Source organism: Rhodococcus sp. O3 (genome assembly GCF_048897285.1).
GTDB lineage: Bacteria > Actinomycetota > Actinomycetes > Mycobacteriales > Mycobacteriaceae > Rhodococcus.
The window spans coordinates 1-14,565 of sequence record NZ_JBMBTE010000121.1 but is presented as its reverse complement, the minus strand read 5'-3'; the positions used below and the strand labels follow the sequence as shown (position 1 = coordinate 14,565).

At 70.1% G+C, this 14,565-nt stretch carries 15 protein-coding genes; 10 read left to right on the top strand and 5 right to left on the bottom strand.

Annotation, left to right across the window (positions count from 1 at the left end; all coding sequences use genetic code 11):
- The first annotated feature begins 158 nt into the window (after window positions 1-158).
- Both ACN675_RS23600 and ACN675_RS23595 read left to right on the top strand, forming a co-directional pair.
- Window positions 159-509: a VOC family protein gene (locus ACN675_RS23600; protein WP_420753147.1), complete on the top strand. Its 351-nt coding sequence runs from the start codon at window positions 159-161 to the stop codon at window positions 507-509.
- Window positions 510-615: 106 nt separating this feature from the next.
- On the top strand, window positions 616-1,926 hold the full coding sequence (locus ACN675_RS23595; protein ID WP_420753146.1) for a M18 family aminopeptidase: 1,311 nt from the start codon (window positions 616-618) through the stop codon (window positions 1,924-1,926).
- Window positions 1,927-1,964: 38 nt separating this feature from the next.
- On the opposite strand, the gene ACN675_RS23590 is transcribed toward ACN675_RS23595, so the two are convergent.
- Complete coding sequence (locus ACN675_RS23590) at window positions 1,965-2,387, bottom strand: DoxX family membrane protein (RefSeq protein ID WP_420753145.1); 423 nt, start codon at window positions 2,385-2,387, stop codon at window positions 1,965-1,967.
- 98 nt (window positions 2,388-2,485) lie between these two features.
- Between ACN675_RS23590 and ACN675_RS23585 the strand changes: the two genes are divergently transcribed.
- The 8 genes from ACN675_RS23585 (at window position 2,486) to purM (ending at window position 11,915) form a co-directional block, all read left to right on the top strand.
- Entirely contained in the window at window positions 2,486-3,166 is a 681-nt protein-coding gene (locus ACN675_RS23585; protein ID WP_420753144.1) for a helix-turn-helix transcriptional regulator, read from the top strand.
- A 74-nt stretch (window positions 3,167-3,240) separates the two neighbouring features.
- A complete protein-coding gene (locus ACN675_RS23580) occupies window positions 3,241-3,864 on the top strand; it encodes a Uma2 family endonuclease (RefSeq protein ID WP_420753143.1) in 624 nt (207 codons plus the stop codon).
- A 65-nt stretch (window positions 3,865-3,929) separates the two neighbouring features.
- Window positions 3,930-6,209, top strand: a complete 2,280-nt coding sequence (gene purL, locus ACN675_RS23575) for a phosphoribosylformylglycinamidine synthase subunit PurL (protein ID WP_420753142.1) — start codon at window positions 3,930-3,932, stop codon at window positions 6,207-6,209.
- Between the two features lie 2 nt (window positions 6,210-6,211).
- On the top strand, window positions 6,212-7,984 hold the full coding sequence (locus tag ACN675_RS23570) for an alpha/beta hydrolase (RefSeq protein ID WP_420753141.1): 1,773 nt from the start codon (window positions 6,212-6,214) through the stop codon (window positions 7,982-7,984).
- A complete protein-coding gene (locus tag ACN675_RS23565; RefSeq protein WP_420753140.1) occupies window positions 7,981-8,619 on the top strand; it encodes a CPBP family intramembrane glutamic endopeptidase in 639 nt (212 codons plus the stop codon). The genes ACN675_RS23570 and ACN675_RS23565 overlap by 4 nt, the downstream gene beginning before the upstream one ends.
- A gap of 11 nt (window positions 8,620-8,630) precedes the next feature.
- Window positions 8,631-9,020: a sterol carrier family protein gene (locus tag ACN675_RS23560; RefSeq protein WP_420753139.1), complete on the top strand. Its 390-nt coding sequence runs from the start codon at window positions 8,631-8,633 to the stop codon at window positions 9,018-9,020.
- Window positions 9,021-9,100: 80 nt separating this feature from the next.
- Window positions 9,101-10,690, top strand: coding sequence for an amidophosphoribosyltransferase (gene purF / locus ACN675_RS23555; RefSeq protein ID WP_420753138.1), 1,590 nt, complete (start codon window positions 9,101-9,103; stop codon window positions 10,688-10,690).
- Window positions 10,691-10,841: 151 nt separating this feature from the next.
- Complete coding sequence (purM, locus tag ACN675_RS23550) at window positions 10,842-11,915, top strand: phosphoribosylformylglycinamidine cyclo-ligase (protein ID WP_197253366.1); 1,074 nt, start codon at window positions 10,842-10,844, stop codon at window positions 11,913-11,915.
- Window positions 11,916-12,132: 217 nt separating this feature from the next.
- Here the strand turns inward: purM and ACN675_RS23545 are convergent, their stop codons facing one another.
- From ACN675_RS23545 to ACN675_RS23530, 4 genes are all read right to left on the bottom strand, one after another.
- Window positions 12,133-12,324, bottom strand: a complete 192-nt coding sequence (locus tag ACN675_RS23545; protein WP_197253364.1) for a DUF3073 domain-containing protein — start codon at window positions 12,322-12,324, stop codon at window positions 12,133-12,135.
- Window positions 12,325-12,527: 203 nt separating this feature from the next.
- On the bottom strand, window positions 12,528-13,484 hold the full coding sequence (locus tag ACN675_RS23540; RefSeq protein ID WP_420753137.1) for an asparaginase: 957 nt from the start codon (window positions 13,482-13,484) through the stop codon (window positions 12,528-12,530).
- Window positions 13,481-14,155 carry an MOSC domain-containing protein gene (locus tag ACN675_RS23535; protein ID WP_420753136.1) on the bottom strand — a complete coding sequence of 225 codons (675 nt, stop codon included), beginning with the start codon at window positions 14,153-14,155 and terminating at the stop codon, window positions 13,481-13,483. Before ACN675_RS23535 ends, ACN675_RS23540 begins: the two co-directional genes overlap by 4 nt.
- Window positions 14,152-14,565, bottom strand: a 414-nt coding sequence (locus tag ACN675_RS23530) for a YgfZ/GcvT domain-containing protein (protein WP_420753135.1), incomplete at its 5' end; no start/stop codon positions are given. The genes ACN675_RS23530 and ACN675_RS23535, both read right to left, overlap by 4 nt.

The window sequence follows — 14,565 nt, the reverse complement described above, 5'->3', positions numbered from 1 at the left end:
TTACCAAGGGCAACTGCGTCCCGCGGCCTAGACTCGTGTCTCACCTCTACGTAGACATCGTGTCTCACCTCTACGTAGACATCGTGTCTCGCATCTACGTAGACAGCACAGCGGCCGCAGCCGCCACAAAGGCACACGGGAAGCGCTAGCTTCACTGCATGGCACTGAGCATCGGCATGATCACATTCGACAGCACGGATCCCGGAACGCTCGCCGAGTGGTGGGCCGAGCAGACGGGCGGGCGCATCGACCAGGACAACGGCGGATTCTTCTACATCGTCGCCCTGCCGGACTCGCCGCAGCGGCTCGGCTTCCAGAAGGTCGCCGACCCCACACCGGGCAAGAACCGCGTCCACCTCGACCTCGGCACCGAGAACCTCGACGACGAGGTCGCGCGGCTCGTGGCCGCCGGTGCGACCGAGGTGCACCGCGAGGACATGGGCGAGTTCCGCTGGGTGACGCTGACCGACCCCGACGGCAACCACTTCTGCGTCGCCTCCGGTCACTGAATATTTGCCGGTGTTGCGTTGTGGCGGTCCCAGGCGCCACAACGCAACACCGGAAGCGGCAGCTTCACCTGGTGTGGATTCCTCGCGGTGGTGCGAGGATGCAGGAATGTCTTCTCTCACACGCGCCGACGCCCAGGGGCTGTGCAATTTCGTCGATCTGTCACCGTCACCGTTCCACGTGTGCGCGACCGTCGCGGCCATGCTCGCCGACGCCGACTTCGACGAACTGACCGAGACACAGCCCTGGCCGACCGAGCCCGGGCGGTACTACGTGATCCGCGGCGGTTCGCTCATCGCGTGGACCACCGAGGGGGAGGGCACGACGGACGCGTCCGGCACGACCCGGCCGTTCCGGATCGTCGGCGGGCACACCGACAGCCCCAACCTTCGGGTCAAGCAGCATCCGGACCTGGTGTCGGCCGGCTGGCGGACCGTCGGCCTCGAACCGTACGGCGGGGCGTGGCTGAACTCGTGGCTGGACCGCGACCTCGGTGTCTCCGGCCGCCTGACGGTGCGCAACGGCGGGACCGCCTCGGACGTGCTCGTGCACGTCGACGACCCGATCCTGCGGGTTCCGCAGCTCGCGATCCACCTGTCGGAAGACCGCAAGGGCGTGCAGCTCGACCCGCAACGCCACGTGAACGCCGTGTGGGGTGTGGGGACCGAACCGCGTTCGTTCATCGGCTACCTCGCCGACCGGGCCGGGGTGGCCGCGGACGCGGTGCTCGGCTGGGAACTCATGACCCACGACCTGGCACCGAGTTCGCTGGTCGGGGTGGACGGCGATCTGGTCAGCGCACCGCGCCTGGACAACCAGGGCACCTGCTACGCGGGCGTGCACGCGCTGCTCGCCGCGGCCGAGCACGTCGTCCGGACCCCGGGCCCGTCCCCGATGCTCGTGCTGTTCGACCACGAGGAGGTCGGCAGCATGTCGGACCGCGGGGCGTTCTCCGACCTGTTGAACTCGGTGCTCGAGCGGATCGTGCTCGCGCGCGGTGGTGGTCGCGAGGAGTTCCTGCGCACGCTGGCCGGGTCGATCGTCGCCTCCGGGGACATGGCGCACGCGACGCACCCGAACTATGCGGAGCGGCACGAGCCGTCGCACCGGATCGAGGTGAACGGCGGACCGGTGCTCAAGGTCAACCAGAACCTGCGGTACGCGACGGATGCGGCCGGCGCCGCGGCGTTCGCCCTGGCCTGCGACCAGGCGGGGGTGCCGCTGCAGCGCTACGTGCACCGCGCCGACCTGCCCTGCGGTTCGACGATCGGGCCGATCACCGCGTCGCGCACCGGCCTGACCACGGTCGACGTGGGCGCCCCGCAGCTCGCGATGCACTCGGCCCGCGAGCTGATGGGCGCCGCCGATGTCGGCTCCTACGCGGACGCTCTGACCGCCTTCCTGACGCCGGCGGCCTAGCCTCCCGGCCGGACCGATCCGGTCCGGCCGGAGCGGGCTCACGTCCGGCGGTGGTACGCGACCGCGAGTCGCGCGAGTGCCACGGCGCCGACGAGCAGACCGAAATCGCGCAGCGCGATGTCGTAGTAGCCGGAGTAGGTCAGCAGGTTCACGATGATCCCGGCGAGCCATGCGGCGACGACCCAGGCTCCGATCCGGGGTGCGACGGCGACGAGGATGCCGGCCGCGATCTCGATGACGCCGACGAGGTACATGGCCTGCTGCGCGGTACCGGGCAGGATGTCGTCGATCCACGTGGCCAGGTAGCCGGGCCAGTCGGTCAGCAGGTTGGTGAACTTGTCGAGCCCGAACAGGATCGGGGCGACGGTGAAGACCGTGCGCAGTGCCAGAAACGCCTGATAGCCGGGGTCGTGGAGGTCAGCGCGCGCGGTGATGGCGGTGGGGGATGAGGTGGTGGACATGATGGGTCTCCCTCTGTCCAAGTTCTAAAAACTATCTGTGATGATTTTAGAATTGGCGGCGACATTTAGTCAACGAAATTCGGTTTTACAATTGAGGGATGGACCGCGCGCAGCAATCGGGGATCGCCGCCCTCGCGGCACTCGGCGAACCTGCCCGGAGCCGGCTCTACGACTACGTCGTGAGCCGTCGCGAACCGGTGGGACGCGACGAGGTCGCCACCGCCCTCGGTATCGCCCGCACGACCGCCGCCTTCCATCTCGATCGGCTCGTCGACGAGGGGTTGCTCGAGGTCGAGTTCGCCCGCCGGAGCGGGCGCGCCGGGCCGGGAGCCGGACGCCCCGCGAAGCTGTATCACCGGGCCGCCCGGCAGATCGACGTGACCCTGCCCGCGCGGCGCTACGAACTGGCGGGCCGGTTGCTGGCGGACGCGGTCGACGAGTCCGACCGTACCGGCGAATCGCCGCGCGCGATCCTGTCGCGATGCGCGGCCGAACTGGGCCGGCGGATCGGGGAGGACGCCGCCGGCGAGCGGACGGCCGAGGTCCTCGCGGACCACGGATTCGAACCGATCGAAGACGAGGGCGCCATCCGCCTCGGAAACTGCCCGTTCCATGCGCTGGTCGACGGTCACACCGACCTGGTGTGCGGCATGAACCTCGACCTGCTCACGGCGCTGCTCGACGGCCTGGGCGACCGCACCCTCCGCGCGTGCCTGGATCCCGCGCCGGGTTTCTGCTGCGTCCGATTGGTGCCGTCCGACCGGAGCGACCTCGGCTAAGGCCCACGTGAACCCCGTTCACGATGCGAGACTGAGTGCACCTTCCCGCCGAGGACGAACGGTGGTGATCGATGATGAGCGGTCCGTCGTTCCCCGACCATCTGCTGACGGTCGACGAGTGGGCGGCCCTGCCCGAGTACGAGCGCTACCGGCTCGAGCTCTGCGAAGGGGTCCTCGTCGTGTCCCCGCACCCCGGGTACCTGCACCAGCACGTCACGTTCGCACTGGTCGACGCGCTCGCCGAGCAGCTCCCCGACGAGCTGTGCGTCCTCGGCGACGTCGAGGTGCTGCTCCCCGGTGAGCCGCCGACGATCCGCTGCCCGGACGTGATCGTCGTCGACCGGGCCCTCGTCGAGGCCGATCCGGACCGTGCGACCGCCGCCGATGTGCGGCTCGTAGTCGAGGTGACGACCGCGGGCAGCGGACGGACCGACCGGGTCACGAAGTTCTCCGAATACGCGGAGAGCGGGATCCCGCAGTACTGGATCGTCGATCTCACCGAACCGGCCGTGCTCGCGACGTTCACCCTCGAAAACGGGTGGTACCGATTCGACGGCGAACAGGGGGGAACGATGACGCTGCCCGTGGCCGGTCGCGACGTGACCGTCGACCTGGAAGCGCTCACCCTCGCGCGGGCGAGCGCCCGGGGCGTGCCCGCCGACGCACCGGTGGCACCCGATGACAGTTCTCCCCGATAGACTGACCGCGGCAGTGCGCGCCCGGCCTGCCGTTTCGATCCCAGAGTGAAGGGACCCGACGCCCAGTGTCACCGCAGGTGGATACCGTCACCCACGCCGCCGAGACTTCCGATCTTGCTCAGCCGTACGCCGAGCTGGGTCTGAAGGACGACGAGTACGCCCGCATCAAGGAGATCCTGGGCCGCCGTCCCACGGACGCCGAACTGGCGATGTACTCCGTGATGTGGTCCGAGCACTGCTCCTACAAGTCGTCGAAGGTCCACCTGCGCTACTTCGGGGAGACCACCACCGACGAGATGCGTTCCTCGATGCTGGCCGGCATCGGTGAGAACGCCGGTGTCGTCGACATCGGAGACGGCTGGGCGGTGACCTTCAAGGTCGAGTCGCACAACCACCCCTCGTACATCGAGCCCTACCAGGGCGCGGCCACCGGTGTCGGCGGCATTGTCCGCGACATCATGGCGATGGGTGCACGCCCGATCGCGGTCATGGACCAGTTGCGTTTCGGTGCCGCGGACCATCCCGACACCCGTCGCGTCGTCGACGGCGTGGTGCGCGGTGTCGGCGGCTACGGCAACTCCCTCGGCCTCCCGAACGTCGGCGGCGAGACCGTGTTCGACGCCTCCTACCAGGGCAACCCGCTGGTCAACGCGCTGTGCGCGGGCGCGATGCGCGTCGAGGACCTGCACCTGGCGTTCGCGTCCGGCACCGGCAACCGCATCATCCTGTTCGGTGCCCGCACCGGACTCGACGGCATCGGCGGCGTGTCTGTCCTCGCGTCCGAGACGTTCGACGATAGTGCCGGCGGCCGCCCGAAGAAGCTGCCGAGCGTGCAGGTCGGCGATCCGTTCACCGAGAAGGTGCTCATCGAGTGCTGCCTCGACCTGTACCGCGAGAAGCTGGTCGTCGGCATCCAGGACCTCGGCGGCGCCGGCCTGTCCTGCGCGACGTCCGAGCTCGCCGCCGCCGGTGACGGCGGCATGCACATCTACCTCGACCGTGTCCCGACCCGCGCGAAGGGCATGACCCCCGCCGAGGTGCTGTCCTCCGAGTCGCAGGAACGCATGTGCGCGGTCGTCGCGCCCGAGAACGTCGAGGCGTTCATGGCGGTCTGCAAGAAGTGGGACGTGCTGGCAACCGACATCGGTGAGGTCACCGACGGCGAGCGCCTGGTCATCACCTGGCACGGTGAGACCGTCGTGGACGTGCCGCCGCGCACCGTCGCACACGAGGGCCCGGTCTACGAGCGTCCCGTGCAGCGTCCGGAATCGCAGGACGCGCTGATCGCCGACACCACCGCCGGCCTGAAGCGCCCGGAGACGGCCGACGAACTGAAGGCCACGCTGCTGAAGATGCTCGCGTCGCCGGCCCTGTGCAGTCGCAAGTGGATCACCGAGCAGTACGACCGCTACGTGCGCGGCAACACCGTGCTGGCGGAGAACGCGGACGCCGGTGTGGTCCGCATCGACGAGGAGACCGGCCGCGGTATCGCCCTGGCGACCGACGCGTCGGGCCGCTACACCCAGCTCGACCCGTACGCGGGCGCGCAGCTCGCGCTCGCCGAGGCGTACCGCAACGTCGCCACCACGGGCGCGACCCCCAAGGCCGTGTCCAACTGCCTCAACTTCGGTTCGCCGGAGGATCCGGCCGTGATGTGGCAGTTCCAGCAGGCGGTGCGCGGCCTCGCCGACGGATGCGCCCAGCTCGGCATCCCCGTGACCGGCGGCAACGTCAGCTTCTACAACCAGACCGGCTCGACCGCGATCCTGCCGACCCCGGTCGTCGCGGTGCTCGGCGTCATCGACGACGTGCACCGTCGTATCCCGACCGGTCTGGGCCTCGAGCCCGGCGAGACGCTCATCCTGCTCGGCGAGACCCGCGACGAGTTGGACGGATCGATCTGGGCTCAGGTCGAGCACAATCACCTCGGTGGTGTGCCCCCGAAGGTGGACCTCGAGCGCGAGCGGCTCATCGCGGAGATCCTCGTCGCCGGTTCGCGCGACGGCCTGATCTCGGCGGCCCACGACCTGTCCGAGGGCGGCCTCGCCCAGGCGGTCGTCGAAGCAGCGCTCGCCGGTGAGACCGGTTGCCGGATCCTGCTTCCCGAGGGTGTGGACCCGTTCGTGACGCTGTTCTCCGAATCCGCCGGCCGGGTGCTGGTCGCGGTGCCGCGCACCGAGGAGTCCCGCTTCACGGGGATGTGCTCGGCGCGCGACCTGCCGTGGGTGCGGATCGGTGTCGTCGACGAGGGTTCGGATTCCGTCGAGGTGCAGGGCCAGTTCGCGGTGACCCTGGCCGAGCTGCGAGAGGTCTACGAGGGCACTCTTCCCGCCTTGTTCGGGTAGCCATGGCCAGTACCCAGGTCGATCGGTTGGCGTTGATCGAGGCTCGCCAGGGCCAGGTCATCGCCGCGGTCACCGACTTCGGTGACCGTCACCCCCTCACCGCACGGGTGTGGGGGTGGCTGAGCCTGGATTTCACCGGAATCGCCTTCGCGGCCTTGTTCTTCTGCTGGTCGCTGTCGCCGTCGCTGCTGCCGCGCGACTGGTTGTTCCAGGGTCTCATCGGCGGTATCAACGCGGCGATCGGCTACGGCGTCGGATGTGCGGTGGGCTGGGCCGTCGACCGGGTCGTGTTGTCGCGGGTGCGGTGGTGGCCGCCGCCGATCCCGGTGCTGCGGGCGATCAAGGTCGCGGTGCCGGTCGCCGCGATCGTCGCGTCTCTGATGGCGTTGGTGTTCTCGGCGGTCCAGCAGCGTCAGCTCGCGGCGCTGATGGGCGCGGAGGGCACGACGACCAGTGGTTACCTACGCACCCTGGCATTGGCGCTCGCGGTCTCCGGCCTGCTCGTAGCCCTCTGGCGCGGTCTACGCGACATCGGCAGATGGATTGCGAGACAACTGATCCGGCGTCACCTTCCGGCCGGTCTCGCCCGCACCCTCGGCGTGCTCGTGGTCGTGCTGATGACGGCCATGCTCATCGACGGCGTCCTGATCAGGGGAACCTACGCGATCGTCAACTCCGCGTTCGGTATCCAGGACGCCGAGACCCGGCCCGGTGCCGTCCAGCCGATGAACCCGGAGAAATCCGGCAGTCCCGAATCGCTGGCCCCGTGGGACACCCTCGGTTTCGAGGGGCGCAACTTCGTCTCCCGCGGACTCCACGCCGGCGACCTCGAAGCCGTCAACGGCACCCCCGCGAAGGAACCCATCCGCGTGTACGTCGGGCTCGGCACCGCCGACACCGTCGAGGAACGCGCGGATCTGGTGATCGACGAACTCGAACGCACCGGAGCCTTCGACCGCAAGGTGCTGGTGGTCATCCCGACGACCGGCACGGGCTGGGTGAACCCCACCGCCGCACAGGCCATGGAACTGGTCCACAACGGCGACCTCGCGATGGTCGCGTGGCAGTACTCGTTCCTGCCGAGCTGGATCTCGTTCCTCGCCGACCGCGACAAGGCCGCCGAGGCCGGCCGGATCCTCGTCGACCGTGTCCACGAACGCTGGCTCGCCCAGCCGCCCGATCGGCGGCCCGAGCTGTACGTCTACGGGGAGAGCCTCGGAACCCAGTCGGGGGAGGGGGCTTTCGACACCCTCGCCGACATCCGCGAGACCGTGGACGGGGTGCTGTGGGTCGGACCGCCCAACGCCAACCGGCTGTGGCATCAGCTCGTCGATCGCCGCGACCCCGGCACCCCCGAGGTGCAGCCGGTGTACGCCGACGGCATGGTCGTGCGGTTCACCGACGACGCGGAAGACCTCGACAACCCGCCCAGCCCGTGGCTCAGCCCGCGCGTGCTGTACATCCAGCACGCGTCCGACCCGGTGGTGTGGTGGTCGACCGATCTGCTGTTCACACGCCCCGACTGGCTGTCCGAACCCCCCGGGCCGGACCGGCTCCCGCAGATGCGCTGGTTCCCGATCGTCACGTTCTGGCAGGTTTCGGCGGATCTGACGAACGCGGCGGGCGTACCCGACGGACACGGCCACAACTACGGCACCGAGGTGCTCGACGGATGGGTCGCGGTGACCCAGCCGGAGGGCTGGACCTCCACCGACACCGAACGGGTGCGGTTCGCGCTCGAGGCGCTCGCCGGCACCCAGGGGCCGGAGAAGTGAGCCGCTTCGGTCTGGTGGGACCGGCTGTCGCGGCGGGAGCGGTCCTGTGGAGCGCGACCCTGCCGTCGGCACCGCTCGGCGCGCACGGGCGGACGTGGGCGTCGGCAGGAGTGGGGGTGTGCGCGGTGGTCGCCGCCCGCGCGTCGGGCATGAACCGCACCGAGCTGGGGCTCGACCCCGCCCGCGTCCCGTCCGGATTGCGCTGGGGCGGTGCGGTCGCGGCGGCGGTCCTCGGTGGCTACGCGCTCGCCCTGACCGTGCCCGCGGTACGCGACCGGATCGCGGACTCGGCCGGCGCCGGCCGCGACGACTTCTGGACCTGGATCACGTTGCACATCCCGGTGGGGACGGTGCTCGCGGAGGAACTGCTGTTCCGCGGGGTGCTGACACCGCTGGTGAGCCCCGCGGTGCACGCCACCGCGTTCGGGTTGTGGCACGTGCGACCGGCGATGATCGCGGGGGACAGCGTCGCCGGGACGGTCGCGGTGACCGGCCTGGCCGCGCTCGGTTTCGACTGGTTGCGCCGGCGCAGTGGCAGCGTCCTCGCGCCCGCCCTCGCGCACCTGGCGATCAACACCGGGGGAGCGGCCGCGGCACGTCTGATGGGGACCCGGCGTCGCGTGCGCATGTCCTAGGCTGCCTACCCGTGGCACCCCGCAAACCCGTCGACCCCGCCGAACTCAGAGACGCCCTGCTGCGGGTCGCGCCGTGGCTGCGCGACGAAAGCGACGACCGGCCGGCGCGGGCGGATCTCGCCGCGGCGGTCCGGCTCAGCGCGCGCACCCTCGAGCAGGTGGCGCCGGGAGCCAGCGTGGAGGTGCGGGTACCGCCGTTCGTCGCGGTGCAGTGCATCGAGGGGCTGCGGCACACCCGCGGCACACCGCCGAACGTCGTCGAAACCGAGCCCCGCACCTGGCTGCTGCTCGCGACCGGCCTGCTCGGATACGACGACGCGGTCGCGTCCGGGAAGCTCGATGCGTCCGGGAGCCGGGCCGCGGAGATCGCCCACTGGCTGCCGCTGATGCGGGTCGTGTGACGAGTCCCGGATAGGGGTTACCGGAACCTGCTCGTAGAATGGGGATGCCCCGCCCTTGTCCAGCCCCAGGGAGCACCCCGGTGACCAGTGCCGATCTGTCGGTCCACACTCGCAATCTTCTCGCCTCAGACGAACCCGAAAACGAGCCTCGCGAGGAGTGCGGCGTCTTCGGAGTCTGGGCTCCCGGCGAGGACGTGGCGAAGCTCACGTACTACGGCCTCTACGCGCTGCAGCACCGCGGCCAGGAAGCGGCCGGCATCGCCGTCGCGGACGGCTCGCAGGTGCTCGTCTTCAAGGATCTCGGCCTGGTGAGCCAGGTGTTCGACGAGCAGACGCTCGCCGCGATGCCCGGCCACATCGCCGTCGGCCACTGCCGCTACTCGACGACCGGATCGACGACCTGGGAGAACGCGCAGCCGATCTTCCGGACGACTGCAGCCGGCACCGGTGTCGCGCTCGGCCACAACGGCAACCTCGTCAACACCGCGGAACTCGCCCAGCGAGCCCGTGAACTGGGCATCATCGACCCCGCCCGGCCCGGTGCCGCGACCTCGGACTCCGACCTCGTCGGTGCGCTCCTCGCCCACACCGTCGCCGAAGGCACCCTCGAGCAGGCCGCGATGAAGCTCTTCCCGAAGCTGCGCGGCGCGTTCTGCCTGACGTTCATGGACGAGCACACCCTGTACGCGGCGCGCGACCCGTGGGGCATCCGCCCGCTGTGTCTGGGCCGCCTCGACCGCGGCTGGGTCGTCGCGAGCGAGACCGCGGCCCTCGACATCGTCGGCGCATCCTTCGTCCGCGACATCGAGCCCGGTGAGCTGCTCGCGATCGACGCCGACGGCGTGCGGTCGTCGCGGTTCGCGAATCCCGAGCCCAAGGGCTGCGTCTTCGAGTACGTCTACCTCGCCCGCCCCGACTCCACGATTGCCGGCCGGTCGGTGCACGCGACGCGTGTCGAGATCGGCCGTCGTCTCGCGAAGGAACACCCGGTCGACGCGGATCTGGTGATCCCGGTGCCCGAGTCCGGGACACCCGCCGCGGTCGGCTATGCGCAGGGTTCGGGCGTGCCCTACGGGCAGGGCCTGATGAAGAACGCCTACGTGGGCCGCACCTTCATCCAGCCCAGCCAGACGATCCGTCAGCTCGGTATCCGGCTCAAGCTCAACCCGTTGCGCGAGGTGATCCGCGGCAAGCGGCTCGTCGTCGTCGACGACTCGATCGTGCGCGGCAACACCCAGCGCGCCCTGATCCGGATGCTCCGCGAGGCAGGGGCTTTGGAAATCCACGTGCGGATCGCGTCCCCGCCGGTCAAGTGGCCCTGCTTCTACGGCATCGACTTCGCCTCCCCGGCGGAGCTGATCGCCAACGGCAGCGGCACCCGCGACGACGCCACCCACACTTCCGAACACGACTTCGACGAGATGGTCGAGATGGTGCGCCGCTCGATCGGCGCCGACTCGCTCGGCTACATCTCCATCGACGGCATGATCGGCGCGACCGAGCAGCCCGCCTCGCGGTTGTGCGCGGCCTGCTTCGACGGTCACTACCCGATCGCGCTGCCGAAGGAGCACGCCGTCGGCAAGGACGTCCTCGAGGGCGTCGTCGACATCGAATCGGACACCCCCACGGTCCTCGACAACGACAACGCGGACGCGTTGAGCCGTCCCTGAGGTCCGGACTTTTCTCTCCTCGCGCACCGACGGTCCCGGCCGGTCCGGTACCGTAGGTGCGCGGCCGGCTGCTTTCGGCGTGCACACGCGCGTCCGAACGACGGTGCCGGCACACCTGTTCACCACAACTCGAGGCTGGAGCCGACAACCCATGACCGAGGACACAACCCCCGGAGCTTCCTACGCAGCGGCGGGCGTGGACATCGAGGCAGGCGACCGAGCCGTCGAACTGTTCGCGCCGCTCGCGAAGAAGGCGACCCGACCGGAGGTGCTCGGCGGCCTCGGTGGATTCGCGGGCCTGTTCGCGCTCAAGGGTGACTACAAGGAGCCCCTGCTGGCGTCGTCCACCGACGGGGTCGGCACGAAGCTCGCGGTCGCGCAGGCGCTCGACAAGCACGACACCGTCGGTCTCGACCTCGTTGCGATGGTCGTCGACGACCTGGTCGTGTGCGGGGCGGAGCCGCTGTTCCTCCAGGACTACATCGCCGTCGGCCGGGTCGTTCCCGAGCGGGTCGCAGAGATCGTCGGCGGTATCGCCGAGGGCTGCATCCAGGCCGGTTGCGCGCTGCTCGGCGGCGAGACGGCCGAGCATCCCGGTGTGATGGCGGACGGCGACTACGACCTGTCCGCGACCGGTGTCGGTGTCGTCGAGGCCGACAAGCTGCTCGGACCCGACCGGGTCCGTCCGGGCGACGTGGTCATCGCCATGGGCTCCTCGGGTCTGCATTCGAACGGCTACTCGCTCGCCCGCAAGGTGCTGCTCGAGATCGGCAAGATGAGCCTGACCGCGCACGTCGACGAGTTCAGCCGCACGCTCGGCGAGGAACTGCTCGAGCCGACCCGCATCTACGCCAAGGACTGCCTGGCGCTCGCCGCCGAGACCGAGGTCCGCACGTTCTGCCACGTCACCGGTGGTGGCCTGGCCGCAAACCTCGCGCGCGTCATGCCGAAGGGCCTCGTCGCCGAGCTGGACCGCACGACGTGGAGCCCGGCGCCGGTGTTCGGGATGATCGCTCAGCGCGGCCGCGTCGAGCGCGCCGAGATGGAGAAGACGTTCAACATGGGCGTCGGCATGGTCGCGATCGTCGCGCCGGAGGACGTCGACCGGGCCCTGGCCGTGCTCACCGCCCGGCACATCGACTGCTGGACCCTCGGAACCGTCCGCAAGGCGCAGGATCAGGACGACGTGCGGGCCGTGCTGCTGGGCGACCACCCGCGGTTCTAGCCGGAACGGCTTTCAAGCAAAGCACTGCGCCCGGGCCACCTGGATGGCCCGGGCGCAGTGCTTTGTGCTCAGGTGCGTGGCTGAGATCCCGGTTCCGGGGAGCATCCGCGCCGACGGGTGCGGAACCCGGACGACGCACCCTGCGCGGGTGCGTCGTGCGCCAGTAAGGGGAGCCGGTGTTGCCGGCTCCCCGATCCGTGCGTGGGATTACTCTGGGTCAGCGACGCCAGTCGTCGTCCGAGTCGTCGTCCCAACCGGAGCGTTGTTCAGCGAAGACTTCGTCCCGGTGCGAGATGGGTTCACCACCAGACAACTCTCGCTGGAGGCTCTCGAAGTCGGTGGACGGCGAGCTGTACTTGAGTTGCCGTGCAACCTTGGTCTGCTTTGCCTTAGCCCGGCCGCGGCCCATGGCTAACCCCCTCGCGCTTTGACGGGGCGGCCTGGGGAATTTGGCGGCCCCGGTGATGTGAGTATTTTCCTGCGCTCCACTCTAGCGTGGAAAAGTTCGTTCCGCCTCCACACACCCCTCCAGGGCCGTGTCCGATGCGTCTCACCTGGGCACGACCTGCGGCGACAGCGCGGTTCGTCGGGGGTTCGTCTGGCGATCGGAGGTCAGAACACCCCCGGAATGGCGCGAACGGTGCCCACGCGCTTGCCTCCGCCGAGCACCGGCTGCGAGGCGAGCGTCGCGAGTTCCTCCGACCAGTCGACGCCGAGCCGGTGCAGCAGCGCCGCGGTCAAGGGCAGCCGGGCACGCTCGTGACCGTCGTCGATCTTGAACGCGAACGCGGTGCCGTCCGGCAGCGCGCCGGCGTGGATACCGTCGGCCCCCGCCTTGCACATCAGGCCCGGCACCGCGGTCATCAGCCGGACGTCGTCCTTGCCGGTCCCGGAGATCAGGAACGGGTGGGCGCGCAGCGCGTCGGCGACCGCCCGCTCGGGAGTGTCCGGGGCCGCGGTGACGAGCCGCGAGTACGCGGACGCGAGGTTGAACAACGGCAGGGGAACGATGGGCAGGCCGCAGCCGTCGATGCCGAGTTCGGTGTCCTCGAAGTCGCCGGCCAGGTCCAGGACGGTGTCGACGACGGCCTGCTGCAGCGGATGGGCCGGGTCGAGGTAGGTGCGCGGATCCCAGTCGCTCCCGGCGCACGCGGCGAGCATCGCGGCGTGCTTGCCGGAACAGTTCATGTACACCGTGCGGGGCGGCCGCCCGGACGCGAGGACCTCGGCGCGGGCCAGTTCGTTGCCCGGCAGGTCCGCCGGGCACAGCAGGTCGGTCTCGTCGAAGCCGTACTCGTCGAGCAGGTCCTCGACGAGCTCGACATGCTCGGACTCGCCTTCGTGCGACGCGGTCGCGATGGCCAGCTCGGCGGTGGTGCGCGGGACGAAACCGTTTCGCAGCAGTGCCGTGGCCTGCAGCGGTTTGTTCGACGACCGCGGATAGATCGGGGTGTGCACCTCGCCCAGCGAGATCAGCACCTCGCCCCGCGGGTCCAGGACGATCAGGGAACCGCGGTGCACGCACTCGCGGAACCCGGACCGCACCACCTCCACCAGTTCGACGCTCACATCGCCCCCTGCACCTGTCGTACGGCGAGCCGCCGGCGGACCTTCTCGACGAGGGTCGGCGACAGATCCTGCTGCTGTTCGAGCAGCACCGCGAGCCGATCCGGGTCGCGTCCGGTGAACATATCCCGGACGGTGACGCCGTGTGCGGGAACGGACACCACCTCGATCGGGTCGCCCGCGGCGACCGGGCCCTCGGCGACGACCTTCAGGTAGGCGCCGGTGTCGCCGCGCTCGGTGAAGCGTTTGACCCAGCGCGGCTCGGCCGCCCACGTGCCGAACGTGCCGCACGGGGTGCGCGGCTCGGTCACCTCGAGCACCAGACCCCCGGTGCCGACCGCCCACCGTTCGCCGATCACCGCGTCGGTCGTCGGGATGCCACTCAGCCGCAGGTTCTCACCGAACCAGCCGGCGGGCAGGTCCCGGCCGAGTTCGGACACCCAGCGCTGCGCCTCGTCCTCGCCGTAGACGTACACGGCCTTGAAGCGGCCGCCGTGGTGCTCGGTGTCGCACTGACGGTCGCCGGTGAGGCCGTGCGGGCCCACGTGCACCGGACCGGACACAGGACGCTTGTCGATGGCCGTGACGGGAACCCGGCGGCTACCGCTGTCCCGGATCGCGTGCACCACGCACACCGCGTCCACCCGGCCGGGCCGGATGTCTGCGGCGGTCACCGGCCGCGCAGCCGTTCGACGGCCCGGCGGCCCGCCTGGACACCGGTGTCGTCCGGAACCGAGTCCGCGTCGATGGCCGCGGCGCACGGACCGGCGACCAACGCGGTTCCGGCGGGAACTGTGCGCTTGATCAGCGCGAGCGCGATCGGGCCGAGTTCGTGGTGGTCGACGACGGTGCCCAGACGTCCCACGGTCCGGCCGTCCGCGGTGACCGGGTCACCGGGCTCGGGCCGTCCGTCGGCGGATCCGTCGAGGTGCAGCAGCACCAGGTGCCGCGGTGGCTTGCCGAGGTTCTCGACCCGCGCGACCGTCTCCTGGCCGCGATAGCACCCCTTGTCGAGATGCACGGCGCCGAAGCGGTCGGGCCCGCCGATCCAGCGGGCCTCGTGCGGGATGGTGCGCTCGTCGGT